This window comes from Streptomyces sp. NPDC034037 (genome assembly GCF_055575715.1).
In genome coordinates, this window is the sequence record NZ_JBVISC010000001.1 from 780,628 (window position 1) to 799,744 (window position 19,117).

General features: G+C 71.2%; 19 protein-coding genes. 11 read left to right on the forward strand and 8 right to left on the reverse strand.

Going from position 1 to position 19,117, the window contains the following annotated elements:
* Positions 1-128 precede the first annotated feature (128 nt).
* Genes ACZ516_RS03555 through ACZ516_RS03565 form a run of 3 tightly spaced genes read right to left on the reverse strand, consistent with a single transcriptional unit; the run spans position 129 to position 2,020 of the window.
* On the reverse strand, positions 129-950 hold the full coding sequence (locus tag ACZ516_RS03555) for an isoprenyl transferase (protein ID WP_361080972.1): 822 nt from the start codon (positions 948-950) through the stop codon (positions 129-131).
* A 38-nt stretch (positions 951-988) separates the two neighbouring features.
* Positions 989-1,738, reverse strand: coding sequence for a DNA repair protein RecO (recO, locus tag ACZ516_RS03560; RefSeq protein WP_358586422.1), 750 nt, complete (start codon positions 1,736-1,738; stop codon positions 989-991).
* Between the two features lie 54 nt (positions 1,739-1,792).
* A complete protein-coding gene (locus ACZ516_RS03565; RefSeq protein ID WP_358586426.1) occupies positions 1,793-2,020 on the reverse strand; it encodes a hypothetical protein in 228 nt (75 codons plus the stop codon).
* Between the two features lie 336 nt (positions 2,021-2,356).
* Here ACZ516_RS03565 and ACZ516_RS03570 point away from each other — a divergent pair, with 336 nt between their 5' ends.
* Together ACZ516_RS03570 and ACZ516_RS03575 are read left to right on the forward strand one after the other, a co-directional pair.
* Positions 2,357-3,190 (forward strand): helix-turn-helix domain-containing protein, encoded by an 834-nt coding sequence (locus tag ACZ516_RS03570; RefSeq protein WP_469008277.1) that lies wholly within the window; start codon positions 2,357-2,359, stop codon positions 3,188-3,190.
* Positions 3,172-3,465: a DUF397 domain-containing protein gene (locus ACZ516_RS03575; RefSeq protein WP_469008278.1), complete on the forward strand. Its 294-nt coding sequence runs from the start codon at positions 3,172-3,174 to the stop codon at positions 3,463-3,465. Before ACZ516_RS03570 ends, ACZ516_RS03575 begins: the two co-directional genes overlap by 19 nt.
* Here the strand turns inward: ACZ516_RS03575 and ACZ516_RS03580 are convergent.
* The gene (locus ACZ516_RS03580; protein WP_469008279.1) at positions 3,449-3,664 is read right to left on the reverse strand and encodes a DUF6199 family natural product biosynthesis protein; all 216 of its coding nucleotides are present in this window, start codon (positions 3,662-3,664) and stop codon (positions 3,449-3,451) included. The genes ACZ516_RS03575 and ACZ516_RS03580 overlap by 17 nt on opposite strands.
* Before the next feature lie 152 nt (positions 3,665-3,816).
* On the opposite strand from ACZ516_RS03580, the gene ACZ516_RS03585 reads away from it, so the two are divergent.
* On the forward strand, positions 3,817-4,494 hold the full coding sequence (locus tag ACZ516_RS03585) for an AIM24 family protein (protein WP_358697884.1): 678 nt from the start codon (positions 3,817-3,819) through the stop codon (positions 4,492-4,494).
* Between the two features lie 37 nt (positions 4,495-4,531).
* Here ACZ516_RS03585 and ACZ516_RS03590 read toward each other — a convergent pair whose 3' ends face one another.
* Positions 4,532-5,815: an aspartate aminotransferase type Ic gene (locus ACZ516_RS03590; protein WP_469008281.1), complete on the reverse strand. Its 1,284-nt coding sequence runs from the start codon at positions 5,813-5,815 to the stop codon at positions 4,532-4,534.
* Positions 5,816-6,116: 301 nt separating this feature from the next.
* Between ACZ516_RS03590 and ACZ516_RS03595 the strand changes: the two genes are divergently transcribed.
* The 5 genes from ACZ516_RS03595 to ACZ516_RS03615 are packed head-to-tail and all read left to right on the forward strand — an operon-like array spanning position 6,117 to position 12,765.
* Entirely contained in the window at positions 6,117-7,751 is a 1,635-nt protein-coding gene (locus ACZ516_RS03595; RefSeq protein WP_469008283.1) for an ABC transporter substrate-binding protein, read from the forward strand.
* A gap of 40 nt (positions 7,752-7,791) precedes the next feature.
* Positions 7,792-8,751, forward strand: a complete 960-nt coding sequence (locus tag ACZ516_RS03600; protein WP_358586410.1) for an ABC transporter permease — start codon at positions 7,792-7,794, stop codon at positions 8,749-8,751.
* Positions 8,748-10,775, forward strand: coding sequence for a dipeptide/oligopeptide/nickel ABC transporter permease/ATP-binding protein (locus tag ACZ516_RS03605; protein ID WP_469008284.1), 2,028 nt, complete (start codon positions 8,748-8,750; stop codon positions 10,773-10,775). Before ACZ516_RS03600 ends, ACZ516_RS03605 begins: the two co-directional genes overlap by 4 nt.
* On the forward strand, positions 10,772-11,839 hold the full coding sequence (locus tag ACZ516_RS03610; RefSeq protein ID WP_469008285.1) for an oligopeptide/dipeptide ABC transporter ATP-binding protein: 1,068 nt from the start codon (positions 10,772-10,774) through the stop codon (positions 11,837-11,839). The genes ACZ516_RS03605 and ACZ516_RS03610 overlap by 4 nt, the downstream gene beginning before the upstream one ends.
* Positions 11,836-12,765, forward strand: a complete 930-nt coding sequence (locus ACZ516_RS03615; RefSeq protein ID WP_469008287.1) for a dihydrodipicolinate synthase family protein — start codon at positions 11,836-11,838, stop codon at positions 12,763-12,765. Before ACZ516_RS03610 ends, ACZ516_RS03615 begins: the two co-directional genes overlap by 4 nt.
* Before the next feature lie 36 nt (positions 12,766-12,801).
* On the opposite strand, the gene ACZ516_RS03620 is transcribed toward ACZ516_RS03615, so the two are convergent.
* The 3 genes from ACZ516_RS03620 to leuA form a co-directional block, all read right to left on the reverse strand.
* Positions 12,802-13,251, reverse strand: coding sequence for an SRPBCC family protein (locus tag ACZ516_RS03620; protein WP_469008288.1), 450 nt, complete (start codon positions 13,249-13,251; stop codon positions 12,802-12,804).
* A gap of 6 nt (positions 13,252-13,257) precedes the next feature.
* The gene (locus ACZ516_RS03625; RefSeq protein WP_469008289.1) at positions 13,258-13,989 is read right to left on the reverse strand and encodes a TerB family tellurite resistance protein; all 732 of its coding nucleotides are present in this window, start codon (positions 13,987-13,989) and stop codon (positions 13,258-13,260) included.
* Between the two features lie 170 nt (positions 13,990-14,159).
* Entirely contained in the window at positions 14,160-15,881 is a 1,722-nt protein-coding gene (gene leuA / locus ACZ516_RS03630; protein WP_358586396.1) for a 2-isopropylmalate synthase, read from the reverse strand.
* A gap of 291 nt (positions 15,882-16,172) precedes the next feature.
* On the opposite strand from leuA, the gene ACZ516_RS03635 reads away from it, so the two are divergent.
* From ACZ516_RS03635 to ACZ516_RS03645, 3 genes are all read left to right on the forward strand, one after another.
* Positions 16,173-17,267, forward strand: coding sequence for a M4 family metallopeptidase (locus ACZ516_RS03635; protein WP_358699143.1), 1,095 nt, complete (start codon positions 16,173-16,175; stop codon positions 17,265-17,267).
* A gap of 116 nt (positions 17,268-17,383) precedes the next feature.
* Positions 17,384-17,650, forward strand: coding sequence for a protealysin inhibitor emfourin (locus tag ACZ516_RS03640; protein ID WP_358586393.1), 267 nt, complete (start codon positions 17,384-17,386; stop codon positions 17,648-17,650).
* 106 nt (positions 17,651-17,756) lie between these two features.
* Positions 17,757-19,109, forward strand: coding sequence for a GH1 family beta-glucosidase (locus ACZ516_RS03645; protein WP_361081005.1), 1,353 nt, complete (start codon positions 17,757-17,759; stop codon positions 19,107-19,109).
* Positions 19,110-19,117 lie beyond the last annotated feature (8 nt).

A 19,117-nucleotide genomic window follows, 5' to 3' on the forward strand; every position in this document is an offset into this window, starting at 1 on the left:
GAGATGTGGCGCAAGAGGGGGGGATTTTCGATACCTACGCGGGGTGCGAGAGAAGGGGACCACACACAAGAAGGCCCCCACCCAACCATAGCCACCCCCCGGGCCCCTTCGTACGCGTACGGGCGCGGTCAGCTCTCGGCGATCTGCTGCTCGTTCGGGACGGCACCGCCGAAGCGGCGGTCGCGCGAGGCGTACTCGAGGCAGGCGCGCCACAGGTCGCGGCGGTCGAAGTCCGGCCACAGCACGTCCTGGAAGACCATCTCGGCGTACGCGCTCTGCCACAGCAGGTAGTTGGAGGTCCGCTGCTCGCCGCTGGGCCGCAGGAACAGGTCCACGTCCGGCATGTCCGGGTAGTACAGGTACTTCGCGAAGGTCTTCTCGCTGACCTTGGACGGGTCGAGCCGGCCCGCCCGCACGTCCTCGGCGAGGGCCTGGGCGGCGTCGGCGATCTCGGCGCGCCCGCCGTAGTTCATGCAGAAGTACAGGGTCAGCCTGTCGTTGTCCTTGGTCTGCTCCTGGGAGATCTCCAGCTCCTTGGCGACCGACTTCCACAGCTTCGGCATCCGGCCGACCCAGCGCACGCGGATGCCGAGGTCGTCCAGCTGGTCGCGGGTCTTGCGGATGAAGTCGCGGTTGAAGTTCATCAGGAACTTCACCTCGTCCGGGGAGCGCTTCCAGTTCTCCGTGGAGAAGGCGTACAGCGAGATCGCGCCGACGCCCATCTCGATGCCGCCCTGGAGGACGTCCAGGACGCGCTCGGCGCCCACCTTGTGCCCCTCGGTGCGCGGCAGACCGCGCTCCTTGGCCCACCGGCCGTTGCCGTCCATGACGATGGCGACGTGCTTGGGCACCAGCTCGCCGGGGATCTTCGGCGGCCGCGCGCCCGTGGGGTGCGGCTCGGGGGTGGCGTACTCGCGGCGGGACCGTCCGAGGATTCCGCGTCGTGCCATGGGGCTCTCTCTCCTACGTGACTTCAAGGGGGTGCTGCTCAGCTTTTCTCTACGTACCGCAGTGAGCGCAGGCCGCGCTCCAGGTGCCAGTGCAGATAGGCCGAGACCAGCCCGCTGCCCTCGCGCGCGTGCCGCGCCTCGCACGCGTCCGCCGTTGCCCAGTCGCCGGTGAGCAGCGCGCCGAGCAGGGTGAGGGCCTCCTGCGACGGTACGACGCTGCCGGGCACCCGGCAGTCGACGCAGACGGAGCCGCCCGCCGCGACCGAGAAGAAGCGGTTCGGTCCGGGCAGGCCGCACTTGGCGCAGTCGCCGAAGCTCGGCGCGTAGCCGTTCACCGCCAGGGAGCGCAGGAGGAACGCGTCGAGGACGAGGTGCGGCGCGTGCTCCCCGCGCGCGAGGACGCGCAGCCCGCCCACCAGCAGCAGATACTGCTGCACGGCGGGCTCGCCCTCGTGGTCGGTGAACCGTTCCGCCGTCTCCAGCATGGCCGTGCCGGCGGTGTAGCGGGCGTAGTCGGCGGCGATCCCGCTGCCGTACGGCGCGATGGTCTCACTCTGCGTGCACAAGGGGAGCCCGCGTCCGACCAGCTCGCTCCCGCGCGCGAAGAACTGCACGTCGACGTGGGAGAAGGGTTCGAGCCGGGCCCCGAACTTCGACTTGGTGCGCCGCACCCCCCGCGCCACGGCGCGTACCCGCCCGTGACCGCGCGTGAGCAACGTGATGATCCGGTCCGCCTCGCCCAGTTTCTGGGTGCGCAGCACGATGCCGTCGTCGCGGAACAGACTCATGGGGCCATTCTCGCGCACGGCGGGGGGTGCGAGGTACGCCGTACGGCTGAGCGGTCAGACCACCTCGCCCCTGCTGCGGGCGTTCGCGTACGCCGTCGCCGCGCGCAGCCGTTCCGCCATGGTCGCCGTGCGGACCTCCTCCGGGGCGCAGTCCCACTCGCGGCCGCCGCCGTAGGGGCGCAGCTGGACGTAGGGGCCCTCGTGCCCCATCACCCGGCCGACGCGTCCGCTGGTGGTGTCCACGACGTACGAGCCGACGGGGAGGTGCGCGGGAAGGCTCACGGCGCGCTCCTCAGGGCGGCGGCCAGGCGTTGCGCCACGGCGACGGAACACCCGCCCAATTCGATGCGGGGGCAGGGTGCCTCCCTGGCCACCGTCGCGGGGTCGATCCGCAAGGACGGCAAGGTGATTTCCGCTCGCGCGAGTGCGGCGCGCAATTCCCTCAATGTTTCCTCCGCCTGTTCGACGCATACCACTGCGTGGCGCTTGGATTCCGCCTCCACGTGACTCCCCTTCGCCTTCGGATTTCACTCTTCGCACCCCTACGGTGACGTATCGCGCCTACACTCGGCAGGGGTCTGCCCTCTACAACTGCGGGGCAGTGGAAGGCGGTTGGCCATGGCCAATGGTTCACGTCAAGCGGCGTGGGAGTTCTTCGGCACGGAGCTGAAGCGGCGCCGCGAGGACGCGGGGATCACCCAGTCGGCACTGGGGGCCCGGGTTTTCGTCTCCGGCGGCTACATTGGGCAATTCGAACAGGCTATTCGTAAACCGCAGTTGGACGTGGCCGAGCGGATCGACGAGGTCCTGCAAACCGACGGTATTTTCGGACGCATGTGCCGGAAGCTGATCGACGACAACCGGTATGCCGATTACTTCGCGGCGGTCGTGGAGCTGGAGGCCGCGTCGACGCGGATCTGCGAGTTCGCTCCCACGCTGATTCCGGGCCTGTTGCAGACGGCCGAGTACGCGCGCGCGGTGACGATCGCCGTCAACCCGTTCGTCACGGACGAGTACGTCGCAGAGATCGTCACTGCCCGGCTTGAGCGGGCGCACATCCTCAAGGACGCTACACGTCCCGAGTATTGGGTCGTGCTGCATGAGAACGTGCTGTACATCCCGGTGGGTGGTCCGGCCGCGATGGCTGAGCAGCTGGACCACGTCGCGGCACTGATGCGTGAGCGGCATGCGCTCGTGATGGTGCTGCCGTACACAACGGGAGCGCACGCCGGCATGGGCGGAATGCTGAAGCTCATGGAGTTCGAGGACGCGCCACCAACTGCGTATACAGAGACGGAGTATTCGGGAACCCTGCTGGACGACCCGGCAGTGGTGAAGCGCGCACAGCGCACATACGATCTGCTCAGGGGCGCCGCAATGTCGCCGGAGGCGTCCCTCGCCCTGATCGAGTCGGCGGCTGAGGACTACAGACGATGCGCGAGTACGACCTGAGCAACGCCCGCTGGCGCAAGAGCAGCCACAGCAACGGCAGCGGCGGCGACTGCGTCGAGATCGCCCACGACTTCATCGGCGCCGCCCGCTGGCGCAAGAGCAGCTACAGCAACGGCCAGGGCGGCGACTGCGTCGAGGTCGCCGACGGGGTCCTCGGGGTCGTGCCCGTGCGGGACAGCAAGGTCCCGCAGGGCCCGGCCCTGATCATCGGCGCCCCCGCCTGGCAGGCGTTCGTCAACGGCGCCCGCGGCGTACCGCTCAGGTCAGTTGCGTGACCAGCATGACCACCGCCGCGACCAGCACCACCGCGCCCACCGCCCGCTCCATCAGGTAACCGGCGCGAGTGGGCTCGGTGGCGTCGTAGTCCTTCACGAACGGCTTCTGCAGAGGACGGTTCACCCTCCACAGAAGCTGCGGCTTCACCACTTGGACCGCCGCCATCACGATGAACACGCACAGGAACGCCACAGCCATGAAGGGGACCTCTCTCCGGCTCTTCCGGGCTCGCACCGCCCGGTGACGTCACGCTGCCCCCGAACAGGTCCCTGACACGCGGCGGCGGTCAGGAGAAGCTGCCGGACAGGCCCCCGCTTCCGTGCGCGTCGCCCGTGGCCCAAGATGCCCTCATGAAGAGTGACTTGTTCTCCAGTGACCACATGGCGCAGCCGGCCCTCGCCCCCGGGATGACCCTCCAGAACGCCAAGTCGATCAAGTACGCGGTGAACGGCGAGATGTTCGCCCGGCAGGGCGCGATGATCGCCTACCGGGGCGAGCTGCAGTTCGAGCGCAAGGGCCAGGGCGTGGGCGGCATGCTCAAGCGGGCCATGACCGGGGAGGGGCTGCCGCTGATGGCCGTGCGCGGCCAGGGCGAGGCGTGGTTCGCGCACGAGGCGCAGAACTGCTTCATCGTGGACGTCGAGCCGGGCGACGTCCTCACGGTCAACGGCCGCAACGTCCTTTGCTTCGACGCGACCCTCTCGTACGAGATCAAGACGGTGAAGGGCGCGGGGATGACCGGGGGCGGCCTGTTCAACAGCGTCTTCACGGGCTCGGGCCGCCTCGGCCTGGTGTGTGACGGCAACCCGCTGGTGATCCCCGTCTCCCCGCAGCAGCCCGTGTACGTCGACACGGACGCGGTGGTCGGCTGGACCGCCGACCTGGCCACCTCGCTGCACCGCTCGCAGTCCATCGGGTCGATGATCCGCGGCGGCTCGGGCGAGGCGGTCCAGCTGATGCTGCGGGGCGAGGGCTACGTCATCGTCCGCCCCAGCGAGGTGACGCCGCAGAAGGCGCAGCAGCACTGAGCGTGCCGCCGCGCCGAGCGGTCGGCGCGGCGGCAGGTCAGGCGGCTTGGCCGGCCCGCTGCTCGTAGCCGGCGAGGCGGACGCAGACGGTCAGGCCGCGCATCGCCTGCTCCAGGTCGGCGAGGCCGGGGTAGCTGGGCGCGATCCGGATGACGGCGTCGCGCGGGTCTTGGCCGTAGGGGTGCGTGGCGCCGGCCGGGGTCAGCACGATGCCGGCCTCGGCGGCGCGGCGCACGACCTCCTTGGCGCAGCCGTCGGGCACCTGGAGGGTGACGAAGTAGCCGCCCTTGGGCGAGGTCCAGGTCGCGAGGCCGGTGCCGCCCAACTCGGCCTCCAGGATGCGGGCGACCGTCTCGAACTTGGGCCCGAGCAGGGCGCGCTGGCGCTCCATGTGGGCGCGTACGCCGTCGGCGTCCCGCAGGAACAGCACGTGCCGCAGCTGGTTGATCTTGTCGGGGCCGATGGAGCGCTTCTGGTTGTTGGCCAGGAGCCACTGCACGTTGGCGGGCGAGGAGCCGAAGAAGGCGACGCCCGCGCCGGCGGCGGTGATCTTCGAGGTGGAGCCGAAGACGAACACCCGGTCGGCGTTGCCGGCCTCGGCGCAGGCGCCGAGGAGGTCGGCGATCTCGGTGGGCTCGTCGGTCAGGTGGTGGACGGCGTAGGCGTTGTCCCAGAAGATCCGGAAGTCGGGGGCGGCAGTCTCCATGCGGGCGAGGCGGGCCACGGTCTCGTCGCTGTAGGAGACGCCGTCGGGGTTGCTGTACTTGGGCACGCACCAGATGCCCTTGACCGCCGGGTTCTCGGCGGCGAGCCGCTCCACGGCGTCCATGTCCGGGCCCTGGTCGGTCATCGGCACGGGGATCATGTCGATGCCGAACCGCTCGCAGAGCGCGAAGTGCCGGTCGTAGCCGGGCACGGGGCACAGGAACGCGACGCGCTCCTGGTCCACCCAGCGCGACTCGGCGCCGGGCAGCTTCCCGAGGAGGGCGTGCACGAGGCAGTCGTGCATCAGTTCCAGGCTGGAGTTGCCGAGCGCGAGCAGCTGGCCCACGGGCACCTGGAGCAGGCCGGCGAAGATCTCGCGCAGCTCGGGCAGACCCTGGAGGCCGCCGTAGTTGCGTACGTCCGTGCCGTCGGCGGCGGTGTGGCGTCCGCCGGGCAGGGCGAGCAGGTCCTCGCTGAGGTCGAGCTGTTCCGGCGCGGGCTTGCCCCGGGTGAGGTCGAGGGAGAGCCCGCGCGCGGCGAGCTCCTCGTAGTCCTTCCGGGCCCGCTCCAGGAGCCCGTCCAGGGCCGGGGCGTCGGGGCTCAGCTCGGTGGTCATGGTGTTGCCTCTCGCAGGGTGCGGCTTCGGTGGGTCACGCCCCCGGTGGGGCACGCGGGGGTCGCGTTCGGTGCGTCGCGCCTGCCGAGAATACAAACCGGCTCCGCCCCGTGCGCCGGGCGCCCGGTCCACGAGACCGGCGGTGCCCCGGGCCGCCGGGGGGCCAGCCGCCGGGCCCCGCTCACCAAGGGGGGTGAAATGCCGTGTGCGGGGCCTTGACCGGCCCCCGCACCCCTCTTATGGTCGCCACGCCACCCACGACGTAGGACGTGGGATCTCTCCAGGGAGCAAGGGAGACACCGTGAGCGACCCGATCCCTCGAACCGCGACGCGGCCCGACCGCCGGTCCTTCCTGCGGTACACCGGCGCCCTGGGCGCGGCCGCCACCGTCACCACCACGCTCTCCGCCTGCTCCTCGGGGCCGGAGTCCACCAACGAGACCGGAGACGGCGGCCAGGGCGGCGACGCCACGCTCACCGCCGTCATCGGCTACGGCAACGACGGCAGCTGGGACCCGACGCAGACCGCCTCCGCCTTCGCCATGGCGGGCAACGAACACATCTACGAGGGTCTGCTCGGCACCGACCCGATCAGCCGCGAGCCCTACCCGGCGCTCGCCACCGAGATCCCCGGCGACCTCCGGGCGACCACGTGGAAGTTCACCCTGCGCCCGGGCGCCAAGTGGCACGACGGCAAGCCCGTCACCGCCGACGACGTGGTCTTCGTGTTCGACCGCATCCTCGACCCGAGGACCCAGACGCTCGCCAAGGGGTTCTTCGCGAGCTGGCTCAAGGAGGTCAGGAAGGTCGACGCGACCTCCGTCGAGCTGATCCTGAAGTTCCCCTTCCCCGACGGCGCCGCCCGCCTCTCCCTCGCGAAGATCATGCCGAAGCACGTCTTCTCGCGGCCCGGGGCCTGGGAGGACGCGACCAAGGGCAAGGCGGTGGGGTCGGGACCGTACCGGCAGACCGCGCACCACCCGAAGTCGAACACCACCTTCGAGGCCTTCGCGGACTACAACGGCCCCCGCAAGGCCGCGTTCAAGAAGATGAACTGGCTGACGATCGTGGACGCCGCGCCGCGCGTCGCGAAGATCTCCGGCGCGAGCGCGGACGCGGAGATCGCCGACAACATCCCCTACGCCAACATCGCCCAGCTGGAGAAGAGCGGCATGAGCGTCGAGGGCGGCGCCGGGATGAACAACCTCTTCCTGCTCTTCAACACCGCGCACAAGCCGTTCGACGACGTACGGGTGCGCCAGGCGCTGCACTACGCCATCGACCGCGACAAGATGATCGAGGCCGCCCTGCGCGGGCACGGCAAGGCGTCGACGTCCTTCCTGAACGAGGCCAACCCCTCCTACCGGCCCGCGCGGACCGTCTACGCGTACGACCTGGCGAAGGCGCGCAAGCTCCTGAAAGCGGCGGGCGTCGGCAAGCTGCGGGTCGAACTGATGGCGGTGAACGTCAGCTGGATCGTGGACTGCCTGCCGACCATCCAGGACGGCTGGGAGAAACTCGGCGTCGAGGTGACACTCGACCCGCAGGAGACCACCGCCGTCTTCACCAAACTGGACCAGAAGAAGGACTTCCACGTCGTCGCCGCCGCCTCGAACCCCAACCAGTTCGGGCTCGACGCCGACCTGATCATGCACTACAACTACGGCCCCGAGAACCTGTGGATGGGCTACGCCCGCTGGGCCGGCGACCCGGTCGCCAGGAAACTCTTCAAGGACATGGCGGCGGCCACCCGCGAGCCCGAGGCGAGCCGCAAGAAGACCATGATCCAGGAGTACATCGACGTCATCGCCGAGCAGGCGGTGCTCTATCCGGTCGTGCACAACGAACTCATGACGGCCTGGGACCCGAAGAAGATCGGTGGCGTGCGGGCCCAGCCGTATCCGGGGATCAACCTCCTCCAGGCCAAGTGGGCCTGACCACCGCCCAGTCCACCGGCCAGTTCGGGGGTCGTGCTCCGTGACCGCAGTCCTCAGAATCCTCGCCCGCCGCATCGCCCTGCTCGTCCCGCTGCTGCTCGGCATCGTGCTCTTCGTCTTCCTCGTGATGCGGTTCTCCGACGTCGACCCGGCCTCCGCCTTCTTCCAGGGCGCGAACCCGACCCCCGAGCAGCTGCACCGGTTCCGCGAGGAGAACGGCCTCCTCGACCCGCTGCCGGCGCGCTACATCGCCTTTGTCGGGGACCTCCTCCACGGCGACCTGGGCATCAGCGTCCTCAACCGCTCCCCCGTCCTGGACCAGGTCACCACCGCCCTGCCGCTCACCATGCAGCTGACGTTCCTCGGCCTCGGCATCGCCGTCGTGCTCTCGCTGACCCTCGGCGTGACCGCCGCGATCCACCGCGACCGGCTGCCGGACCAGCTCATCCGCGTCGTCTCCCTGACCGGCGTCGCGGCGCCCGGCTTCTGGCTGGCGCTCCTGATGATCCAGTACCTGGCCGTCGACCTCGGCTGGTTCCCGACCGGCGGCTACATCAACCCCGCCGACTCCCTCACCGGCTGGCTGCGGACCATGACGCTGCCCGCCCTCGCCCTCTCCCTGCCGGTGGCGGCCGGCCTCACCCGCGTCATCCGCACCGCCGTGGTCGAGGAGCTGGACAAGGACTACGTGCGTACGGCCATCGGCAGCGGCCTGCCCCCGGTGGTCGTCGTCGGCCGCAACGTCCTGCGCAACGCCCTCATCAACCCGCTCACCGTGCTCGGACTGCGCGTCGGCTACCTGCTGGGCGGCGCCGTCGTCATCGAGACGATCTTCTCGCTGCCCGGCATGGGCAAGCTGATGATCGACGCCGTGAAGAACGGCGACCCGGCCGTCGTCCAGGGCGTCGTCATCACCACCGCCGTCGGCTTCGTGATCGTCAACCTCGTCATCGACATCCTGCACCTGCTGGTCAACCCCCGTCTGAGGGGGACGAGTTGACGTTCACCTCGCGCAAGGCGCTGACCGAGCGCCTGTCCGTGCCCGGCCTGCGGCTCCGCCCGCTGCGCCGGCTGCCCGTCCTGTCCCGGGTCGCGGTGGGCGTCCTCGCCCTGGTCGTCCTGGTGGCCGCCCTCGCCCCGCTCGTCGCCCCGCACGACCCCCTCGACCAGCAGCCCCAGACCGACGGCACCGGCCACCCCTCCGCCGGCCACTGGATGGGCCAGGACAGCCTCGGCCGCGACATCCTCAGCCGGCTGATGTACGGGGCGCGCTGGTCGCTGGCCATCGGGCTCGGCGCGACCCTGCTGGCCCTCGCCGTCGGCGCGCTCGTCGGCGCGGTCGCGGCGACCTCACGCAAGGCCGTCGACGAGACGCTGATGCGCTGCCTCGACGTCGTCATGGCCTTTCCCGGCATCGCGCTCGCCGCCGTGCTCGTCGCGGTCTTCGGCGGCGGCATCACCGTACTGATCTGCGCCATCGCGTTCCTGTTCACCCCGCCGATCGCCCGCGTCGTCCGGGCCAACGTCCTGGACCAGTACGGCGAGGACTACGTCGTGGCCGAACGCGTCGTCGGCGCGCGCACCCCGCACATCCTCATCCGGCACGTCGCCGTGAACTGCGCGGCGCCCATCCTGGTCTTCTGCACCGTGCAGGTCGCCGAGGCCATCGTCTTCGAGGCCTCGCTCTCCTTCATCGGCGCGGGCGTCCGGCCGCCCGACCCCTCCTGGGGCAGCGTCATCGCCGACGGCAAGAACATGGTCCTGATCGGCGGCTGGTGGGCGACGGTCTTCCCCGGCCTGCTCATGCTGATCACGGTCCTCGCCCTGAACATCCTCTCCGAGGGCGTCTCCGACGCGTGGGCCGCGCCCTCCGGCCGGGACGTGCCCGACGCGGCCCGCGCCGAGGACCGCCTCGAAGCGCCCGAGCCCGGCACCGGCGAGGTCCTGGACCTGCCGGGCCTGACCGAGGCCGCCGCGCGGCTGCGCGCCCGCGCCCGGCCGCTGCCCGAGGGGCCGCCCGTCCTGACCGTCACCGGCCTCGCCGTCGGCTTCGCCCAGCGGCACGCCGGGACGGACATCGTCGACGGCATCGGCTTCCACGTACGCCCCGGCGAAGTCCTCGGCCTGGTCGGCGAGTCGGGCTGCGGCAAGTCGCTGACGGCGCTGACGGTGATGGGCCTGGAGCCCCGGGGCGCCCGGGTGCGGGGCAGCGTCGTGTTCGACGGGCGGGAGCTGGTCGGCCTGCCCGCGCGGGCCCGGCGCCGGCTCCTCGGCCACCACATGGCGATGATCTACCAGGACGCCCTGTCCTCGCTGAACCCGGCGATGACGGTCCGCTCCCAGCTGGGGCAGGTCGTCCGCAGGGGCGGCCGCCGCACGGCCGCCGACCTGCTCGAACTGGTGGGCCTGGACCCCGAGCGGACCCTGCGCAGCTATCCGCACGAGCTGTCCGGCGGCCAGCGCCAGCGCGTCCTGATCGCCATGGCCCTCTCCCGCGACCCGAAGCTGATCATCGCCGACGAGCCGACGACGGCGCTCGACGTCACCGTGCAGGCGCAGATCATCGAGCTGCTGCTGCGGCTGCGCGCGGAGCTGGGGTTCGCGCTGATCCTCGTCTCGCACGACCTGGCGCTCGTCGCGGACGTCACCGACCGGGTGGTGGTGATGTACGGCGGACAGATCGTCGAGACGGGCGTCACCGCCGACCTGGTGGACTCCCCGGCGCACCACTACACGCGCGGGCTGCTCGGCTCCGTGCTCTCCCTGGAGTCGGCGGCACGGCGGCTCACGCAGATCAAGGGCGTGGTGCCGTCCCCGGCGGACTTCCCGCCGGGCTGCCGGTTCGCGGACCGCTGCCCGCTGGCCTCGACGGTCTGCCGGGACGCGACCCCGGCGCTGGTGGGCCCGGCGACCCACGAAACGGCGTGCCACCATCCGGCAGTGCCCCGTCGGGAGGCGCCCCGAAGGGACACGGGGAACTGCGCGCCAAGCCACGACGATCCCACACAGGGGGACCCGACATGACCACTCCCCACACCCCCCTGATCCAGCTGAGCAGCGTGCACGTCACCCACCGAACCCGTTCCGGAGGGCTGTTCTCCCGGGACCAGGTCCACGCCCTCACGGAGGCGAACCTGGACATCGCCCCCGGCGAGACCCTCGGCGTCGTGGGCGAATCGGGCTGCGGCAAGTCCACCCTGGCCAAGGTCCTGGTCGGCGTACAGCGCCCCACCGGTGGAACGGTGACGTTCAGGGGCAGGGACCTCTGGACGATGGCCCCCGCGACAAGGCGGACGGAGATCGGCACCCGCACCGGCATGATCTTCCAGGACCCGTCCACCGCCCTGAACCGCAGACTGTCGGTGCGGCAGATCCTCCGGGACCCCCTGGACGTGCACCGGCGCGGCACGCCGAGGGAACGGGAGGACCGCGTACGGGAGTTGATGGCCCTGGTCGGTCTGCCCAAGGCCCTCGCGGACGGACTGCCCGGCCGGCTGTCCGGCGGACAGCGCCAACGCGTGGCCATCGCCCGCGCCCTGGCCCTCGAACCGGACCTGGTCGTCGCCGACGAACCGACCAGCGCGCTCGACGTGTCCGTGCGCGCCCAGATCCTCAACCTCCTCCTGGACCTGAAGGAACGCCTCGGCCTCGCCCTGGTCTTCGTCTCGCACGACATCCAGACGGTGCGCAGGATGAGCGACCGCGTCATCACCATGTACCTGGGCCGGATCGTGGAGGAGGCGCCGGCCGCCGAGATCCTGGACCGCGCCCGGCACCCGTACACCCGCGCCCTGTTCTCCGCCACGCCGGGCCTGCTGGCCCCCATCGACCCGATTCCGCTGGTGGGGCCGGTGCCCTCGGCGACCCGGCCGCCGAGCGGCTGCCCGTTCCGCACGCGCTGCTGGAAGGCGGACGCCATGTGCGCCGAGGTGATGCCGGACGCCGAACCGGCGGGCCCGGGGCACCGGTTCCGCTGCCACCACCCGGTCGGCGCGGGCCAGTCGACCCACGAACTCGCCGCCCAGGCCGCCGCCACGGCCCGAACCCCGGCCGCCGCCACGGCCGAACACCCCAGGGAGCGTCCATGACCCTGCCCACCCCGCTGACCGGTGTCGTCCCGCCCGTCTGCACCCCGCTGACACCGGACCGCGAGGTGGACACCGCCTCCCTCGTCCGGCTCGTGGACCACTTGATCGGGGGCGGCGTCGACGGCCTCTTCGTGCTCGGCTCCACCTCGGAGGCCGCGTACCTGACGGACCGGCAGCGGGCGCTGGTCGTCGACACGGTGGTCCGGCACGCCGGCGGCCGACTGCCGGTGCTCGCCGGGGCGATCGACATGACCACACCCCGCGTCCTGGACCATGTGCGGGTGCTCGCCGAGGCGGGCGCGGACGCGGCCGTCGTCACCGCGCCCTTCTACACGCGCACCCACCCGGCCGAGATCGCCCGCCACTTCCGGCTGGTCGCGGAACGCTCACCGGTGCCGGTCATCGCGTACGACATTCCGATGTCGGTGCACTCCAAGCTGAGCGCGGAGCTGGTACTGGAACTGGCCGCGGAGGGCGTGCTGGCGGGCCTGAAGGACTCCAGCGGCGCCGAGGGAGCCTTCCGGAGCGTGCTCCTCGGCAGGCGGTCGCTCCCGACGCCCTTCAGCGTCCTGACCGGTTCGGAGGTGACGGCCGACGCGGCGCTCGCGATGGGCGCGGACGGAGTGGTGCCGGGCCTCGGCAACGTCGACCCCGCCGGATACGTACGCCTGTACGCCGCCTGCCGCGAGGGGGACTGGGAGCGGGCACGGGCCGAACAGGAGCGGCTGTGCGCCCTGTTCGGGATGGTCACGGCGGGCGCCCCGACCCGGATGGGCGCCGGCTCATCGGCCCTGGGCGCCTTCAAGACGGCACTGCACCTGCGCGGCGTGATCACCTGCCCGAGGACGGCGGAACCACAGATCCCACTGTCCCCCACGGAGACGGAGACGGTGGGCAGACACCTGAGGGCGGCGGGACTGCTCTGAGGAGCTGCCCCTCGGAGCCACTGCCCCCATCCTGGCTCAGCGCAAGGCGTCGGCGAGATAGGCGTTGCGGGTTCTGATGAGGCGGGGCATGTACCAGCGCAGAACGGTGCGGTCAGCGACGCGGCCGAGAAGTCCGAACGGCGAGGCGTATTCGATGACGTCCCTCATGACGGTGCCGCCGGTGCCGTCCGGCTCGAAGCGGTGGCTGTGATGCCACCGCTTGAAGGGGCCGGACTCCTGCTCGTCCACGAAGCACCGGGGCGGTTCGTACGACGTGATGCGGGCAGTGAGCCGCCAGGTCAGGCCGAAGTGGCGCGCTTCGAAGGTCACCGTGTCGCCGAGCGAGAGGGCGCCTCGGGTCCTGCCACCGACCGCCCGCTCCGCCGAATCGGCCATCGACCGGGTGTGCGCCTCCACGTCAAGGCACGCCTCGCACACCCGCTCCGGGGGCGCGGCGACGGCTGTCACGACTTCGAAGCGCGGCACCGGGGCTCAGGACGGCGTGCGTGCCGTGACCAGCAGGCGGGTCACGTCCTCCGTGCGGAGGGTGAGCGCGCAGCCCGTCGTGGTGAGGACATCGCGTTCGGCGGTGGTGTAGGGGCCATCGGCCAGGGCGATCCGGGCGCCCTGGAGGAGCAGCGCCTCGCGGCCCGCGGGGGCGAGGTGGGGGGCCAGCGGGCCGAGCGCCTCGTGCAGTTCTATGGCGAGGCCCGGCGTGCAGTCGGCCCCGGTGGCGCGGCCGGTGTCCGCGGCGAGCGCGCCGACGAGGGCGACGAGCTGCTCCTCGGAGCAGTCGGCGTAGCCCGCGGCGCGCAGCGTGCCGACGGCCGTGTCGAGGGTGGTGCGCGTGAGGGAGCCCGCGCTCGACAGGACGGCGAGGACGACGGTGTGCACGGCGTCGCGCAGCATGGCGGAGAGCCGTGTGGTGGTGGGGTGGTCCAGGACGTCGGGGTCGAACAGGCCCTGGCAGGCGGCGCATTGGACGACGGGCCCCGCGTCGCCGCGCGGCACGACGGGCAGGCCGAGCAGCATGAAGCGGCGCCGGCCGGTGAGCCGCTGATAGTTGCGGTCGCCCCCGCAGGCGGGACAGAAGAACTCGCCGTCGCCGACGGCGTCCCAGGCGGTGTGCACGCCGACCACCCGCTTGCACAGCGCCCGACCGCGCGAGACGGGCCTTGCGGAGATACGGGCCTTCTTGCCGTTCGCTCCCCGTTCTGGCAGCACCACGCACCTCCGTGACTCCCCGGCTGCATTGCCGCGTTGGCGTGATGTTAGCCACATCGTTGATGCGGCGTCAGCATCTCGTGCCGAAGAGCGGTCCGGACATGGCCGGGAGATGACGCGGCCCCGCCCGCCGGGGAGGCGGACGGGGCCGGTGGGAACGCGGGGGCGGGTCAGCGCGCCGCGCGGTTGACGGCCGACACGACGGCCTTCAGCGAGGCGCGCGTGGTGTTGGCGTCGATGCCGATGCCCCACAGCACCTTGTCGCCGATCGCGCACTCGATGTACGAGGCGGCCTGCGCGGACGCGCCCTCGCTCATCGTGTGCTCCTGGTAGTCCAGCAGGCGTACGTCGATGCCGACGCCCTGCAGCGCGTCGAAGAACGCGGAGATCGGGCCGTTGCCGGAACCGGTCAGGACGGTGTCCGCGCCGTCCAGCGTCGCCTCGACGGTGAGGGTGTCGACGCCGTCCGTGTCGGTCGTGGTCTGACCGTTCTTGACCTGAATCCGACCCCACGGGTTGTCGGGGTTGGGCAGGTACTCGTCCTGGAAGACGCTCCAGATAGCGCCCGGGGTGACCTCGCCGCCCTCGGCGTCGGTCTTCTGCTGGATGATCTTGGAGAACTCGATCTGCATGCGGCGCGGCAGGTCCAGCTTGTGGTCGTTCTTCAGGACGTACGCGACACCGCCCTTGCCGGACTGCGAGTTGACGCGGATGACGGCCTCGTAGGAGCGGCCGACGTCCTTGGGGTCGATGGGCAGGTAGGGCACGGCCCACTCGATGTCGTCCACGGTCTTGCCGGCCGCGGCCGCCCGCGCCTGCAGCGCGTCGAAGCCCTTCTTGATGGCGTCCTGGTGGGAGCCGGAGAAGGCGGTGTAGACCAGGTCGCCCGCGTAGGGGTGACGGGGGTGGACCTCCATCTGGGTGCAGTACTCGTACACCCGCCGGACCTCGTCGATGTCGGAGAAGTCGATCTGCGGGTCGACGCCCTGGCTGAAGAGGTTCATGCCCAGGGTGACCAGGTCGACGTTGCCGGTGCGCTCGCCCTGACCGAACAGGCAGCCCTCGACGCGGTCGCCGCCGGCCATGACGGCCAGCTCGGCGGCGGCGACGGCGGTGCCGCGGTCGTTGTGCGGGTGGATGGACAGGCAGACGAACTCGCGCCGGGAGAGGTTGCGGGACATCCACTCGAAGCGGTCCGCGTGGGTGGAGGGCGTGGAGCGCTCGACCGTGGCGGGCAGGTTCAGGATGATCTCCCGCTCCGCGTCGGGCTGCCAGACGTCCATGACGCCCTCGCAGACCTCCAGGGCGAAGTCCAGCTCGGTGTCGGTGAAGATCTCGGGGCTGTACTGGTATCCGAACGTCGTACGGTCGTCCAGCAGCTTGTCGGCGTACTCCATGACCAGCCGGGTGCCGTCGACGGCGATCTGCTTGACCGCCTCGCGCGAGCCGCGGAAGACCACGTCGCGCCAGACGGGCGCGGTCGCGTTGTACAGGTGGACCGTCGCGCGGCGGGCGCCCTTCAGGGACTCCACGGTGCGCTCGATCAGCTCTTCGCGGGCCTGGGTCAGGACGGAGATCGTCACGTCCTCGGGGATCGCGTCCTCGTCCTCGACGATCGAGCGCACGAAGTCGAAGTCGGTCTGGCCCGAGGAGGGGAAACCGACCTCGATCTCCTTGTAGCCCATGCGTACCAGCAGGTCGAACATGGCACGCTTGCGGGCCGGTGACATGGGGTCGATCAGCGCTTGGTTGCCGTCGCGCAGGTCGGTGGAGAGCCAGCGGGGAGCGACCGTGATCCGCTTGTCCGGCCAGGTGCGGTCCGGGATGTCGACCTGCTCGTACCGGCCGTACTTGTGGATCGGCAGGGACGTGGGGCGCTGGAAGTTCGGCATGTGCGGGGCTCCTCGGAAGTGTCCTGAAGGACGGCCGACGGTCTTAGCGCAACGCCGAACTCCGCGGGGAGGGGGTCGGCCTCGACTACAGGCCCTCGCCGCGGCAGCTAAGGAGAAGCAGCCCGAATCGCATGATGTGCCGCAGCCTAGCCGAGTCGCGCCCGGCGCGCGGGCCCGTATCAGTATGCGGGACCGGCGCGGATTAAACGTCCGGCGGTGAGCAATCCCTCTATTTCAGCAATCATGGTGGCAGGTAGTGACAGCGGCATGACCCAGTGCCACATTGCCGCCATGACCGCCAAACCGACGGGCTTCGAACCCGTCTTCTGCACCATCGTGCCGCCGCACGTCCTGGACACCCTGGCCCGCAACCAGGACGCGGCGCTCGCCGGACCGGCCCGCCGCACCCTGGAACGGGACGCCGTGGAGCGCACCCGGCGCCGGCTGACCACCGTGATCGGCGCGCCCGCCGTCGCCCCGCCCGGGGAAGCCGCGGCGGACAAGCCGCACCGCACCGTCTACGACGCCAGGAACCGCACGCAGCTGCCGGGCCGCAAGGTCCGCGGCGAGGGCGACGAGCCCGGCAAGGACGCCACCGTCAACCGCGCGTACGCCGGTCTCGGCGCAACCTTCGAGCTGTTCCAGAAGGCGTACGAACGCAACTCCATCGACGGCAACGGCCTGCCGCTGGACGCGACCGTCCACTACGGCGAGGACTACGGAAACGCCTTCTGGAACGGCGAGCAGATGGTCTTCGGCGACGGCGACGGCGAGATCTTCCTGGACTTCACCATCCCCGTGGACGTCATCGGCCACGAGCTGACCCACGGCGTCGTGCAGTACACGGCGAACCTCACGTACTTCGGCCAGCCCGGCGCCCTGAACGAGTCGATGGCGGACGTCTTCGGCTCGATCATCAAGCAGTACACGCTCGGCCAGAGCGCCCGGGAGGCCGACTGGCTGATCGGCGCCGGCCTGCTCGCCCCGCGCGTCACCGGCAAGGCGCTGCGCTCCATGAAGGAGCCGGGCACGGCGTACGACGACGACGTGCTCGGCAAGGACCCGCAGCCCGCCGACATGGACCACTACGTCAGCACGGGCCGCGACAACGGCGGCGTGCACATCAACTCCGGCATCCCCAACCGCGCCTTCTACCTGGTGGCCGACGCCCTCGGCGGCCATTCGTGGGAGCGGGCGGGACAGATCTGGTACGCCGTGCTGACCGGTGGCGAGCTGGCGCAGGACGCCTCCTTCGAGGACTTCGCGAAGCTGACGGTGGCCGCCGCGCGCCAGAAGTACGGCGACGGCGACGAGCTGAAGGCCGTCACCGACGCCTGGACCACGGTCAAGGTGCCGGTCTCCGGTGGCGCGTCCAAGAAGGCCTGACGGCCGCCGAGGCCGCCTCCCACGGGCCTCCCACGGGCCTCCCACGGGCCTCCCTCGGGCCTCCCACGGCTGACGGCGCGCTACCGGCCGCCCGCGCGGTGGAGTAGACAGGAGCCATGCGTATCCAGGTGAAGCGCACGGGCGGTTTCGCGGGCATCGAGCGGCACGCCGAGGTGGACACCTCGGAGCTGGTCGATGCCCCCGAGTGGCACGCCCTGGCGGAACAGGCCCTGGCCGACGGCCGGGACACGCCCCCCATCGGGGTGCCGGACGGCTTCGGCTACCAGCTGACGGTGGACGGGCGCACGGTGTACTGCTCGGACCCGCGGCTGACCGAGCCCCAGCGGACCCTGATCTCCCGGGTCCTCAAGGAGGGCGCGTAAGAAAGCGTGGTGAGAACTGGAGGGCACGTAAAAAACCTGAGCGTTGTTCATCTTTTTCGGGTCCGCCCATTGACTTCCCTGCCCGGCGGTACGCAGGATCCCGCCCATGGCAGCGACCGCGGCGAGCCCGATATCCCTCTTCCCCCGCGACTTCCTGTGGGGCGTGGCCACCTCGGCCCACCAGGTCGAGGGCGCCGCCGACGAGCGCGGGCCCTCGGTGTGGGACGCGTTCACGGCCGTGCCGGGGAACGTGAAGGACGGCACGACGGCCGCCGTGGCCTGCGACCACTACCACCGCTACCGCGAGGACGTGGCGCTGCTGCGCGACCTCGGCGTGGACGCCTACCGCTTCTCCGTCTCCTGGCCCCGCGTGCTGCCCGCCGGCACCGGCCGGGTGCATGCGGCGGGCCTGGACTTCTACGACCGCCTCGTGGACGAGCTGTGCGCGGCGGGCGTGCGGCCGGTCGCCACCCTCTTCCACTGGGACACCCCGCTGGCGGTGCAGGAGGCGGGTGGCTGGCTGAGCCGTGACACGGCCGAACACTTCGCCGCGTACACCGCCGTCGTCGCGGCCCGCATCGGTGACCGCGTCGAGAAGTGGATCACCCTCAACGAGCCCGCCGAACACACCCTGCTCGGCCACGCGCTCGGCCGGCACGCGCCCGGCGAGCGGCTCCTGTTCGACGCGCTGCCGGCCGCCCACCACCAGCTCCTCGGCCACGGACTCGCGGTGCGGGCGCTGCGCGCGGCGGGCGCGCGGGACATCGGCATCGCCAACTCACACGGCCCGACCTGGGCCGCGTCGGCCGCCGAGGAGGACACGGCCGCCGCCGACCTCTACGACGTACTCCTCAACCGCCTCTTCGCCGACCCGCTGCTGCTGGGCCGGTACCCGGACGGCTTCGGCGCGTCGATGCCCGCCGACGATCTCGACGCCGACCTGGCGGTCATCTCCGAGCCGCTCGACTGGTACGGGATCAACTTCTACCAGCCGACGAAGGTGGGCGCCCCGCTCCCGCACGCCACCGAGTTCGCGGGCCTGAGCCTGCCGCCCGAACTGCCCTTCGCGCCCCGGGAGATCGAGGGCCACCCGGTCACGGACTTCGGCTGGCCCGTCGTACCCGAGGCCCTCACCGAACTCCTCACCGCCTTCCGCGACCGCTACGGCGACCGCCTCCCGCCGCTCGTCGTCACCGAGAACGGCTGCTCGTACCAGGGGCTGGACGACCAGGAGCGGATCGCCTACCTGGACGGGCACCTGCGGGCCCTGCACCGGGCCCTGGCGGCGGGCGTGGACGTGCGCGGCTACTTCGTCTGGTCGCTGATGGACAACTTCGAGTGGGCGGAGGGCTACCGGCAGCGCTTCGGCCTCGTCCACGTCGACCACGCCACCCTGGAGCGCACCCCGAAGGCCTCCTACCACTGGCTGCGCGCGGCCCTGCGGGCGCGGCGCGCGTGACGCGCCGC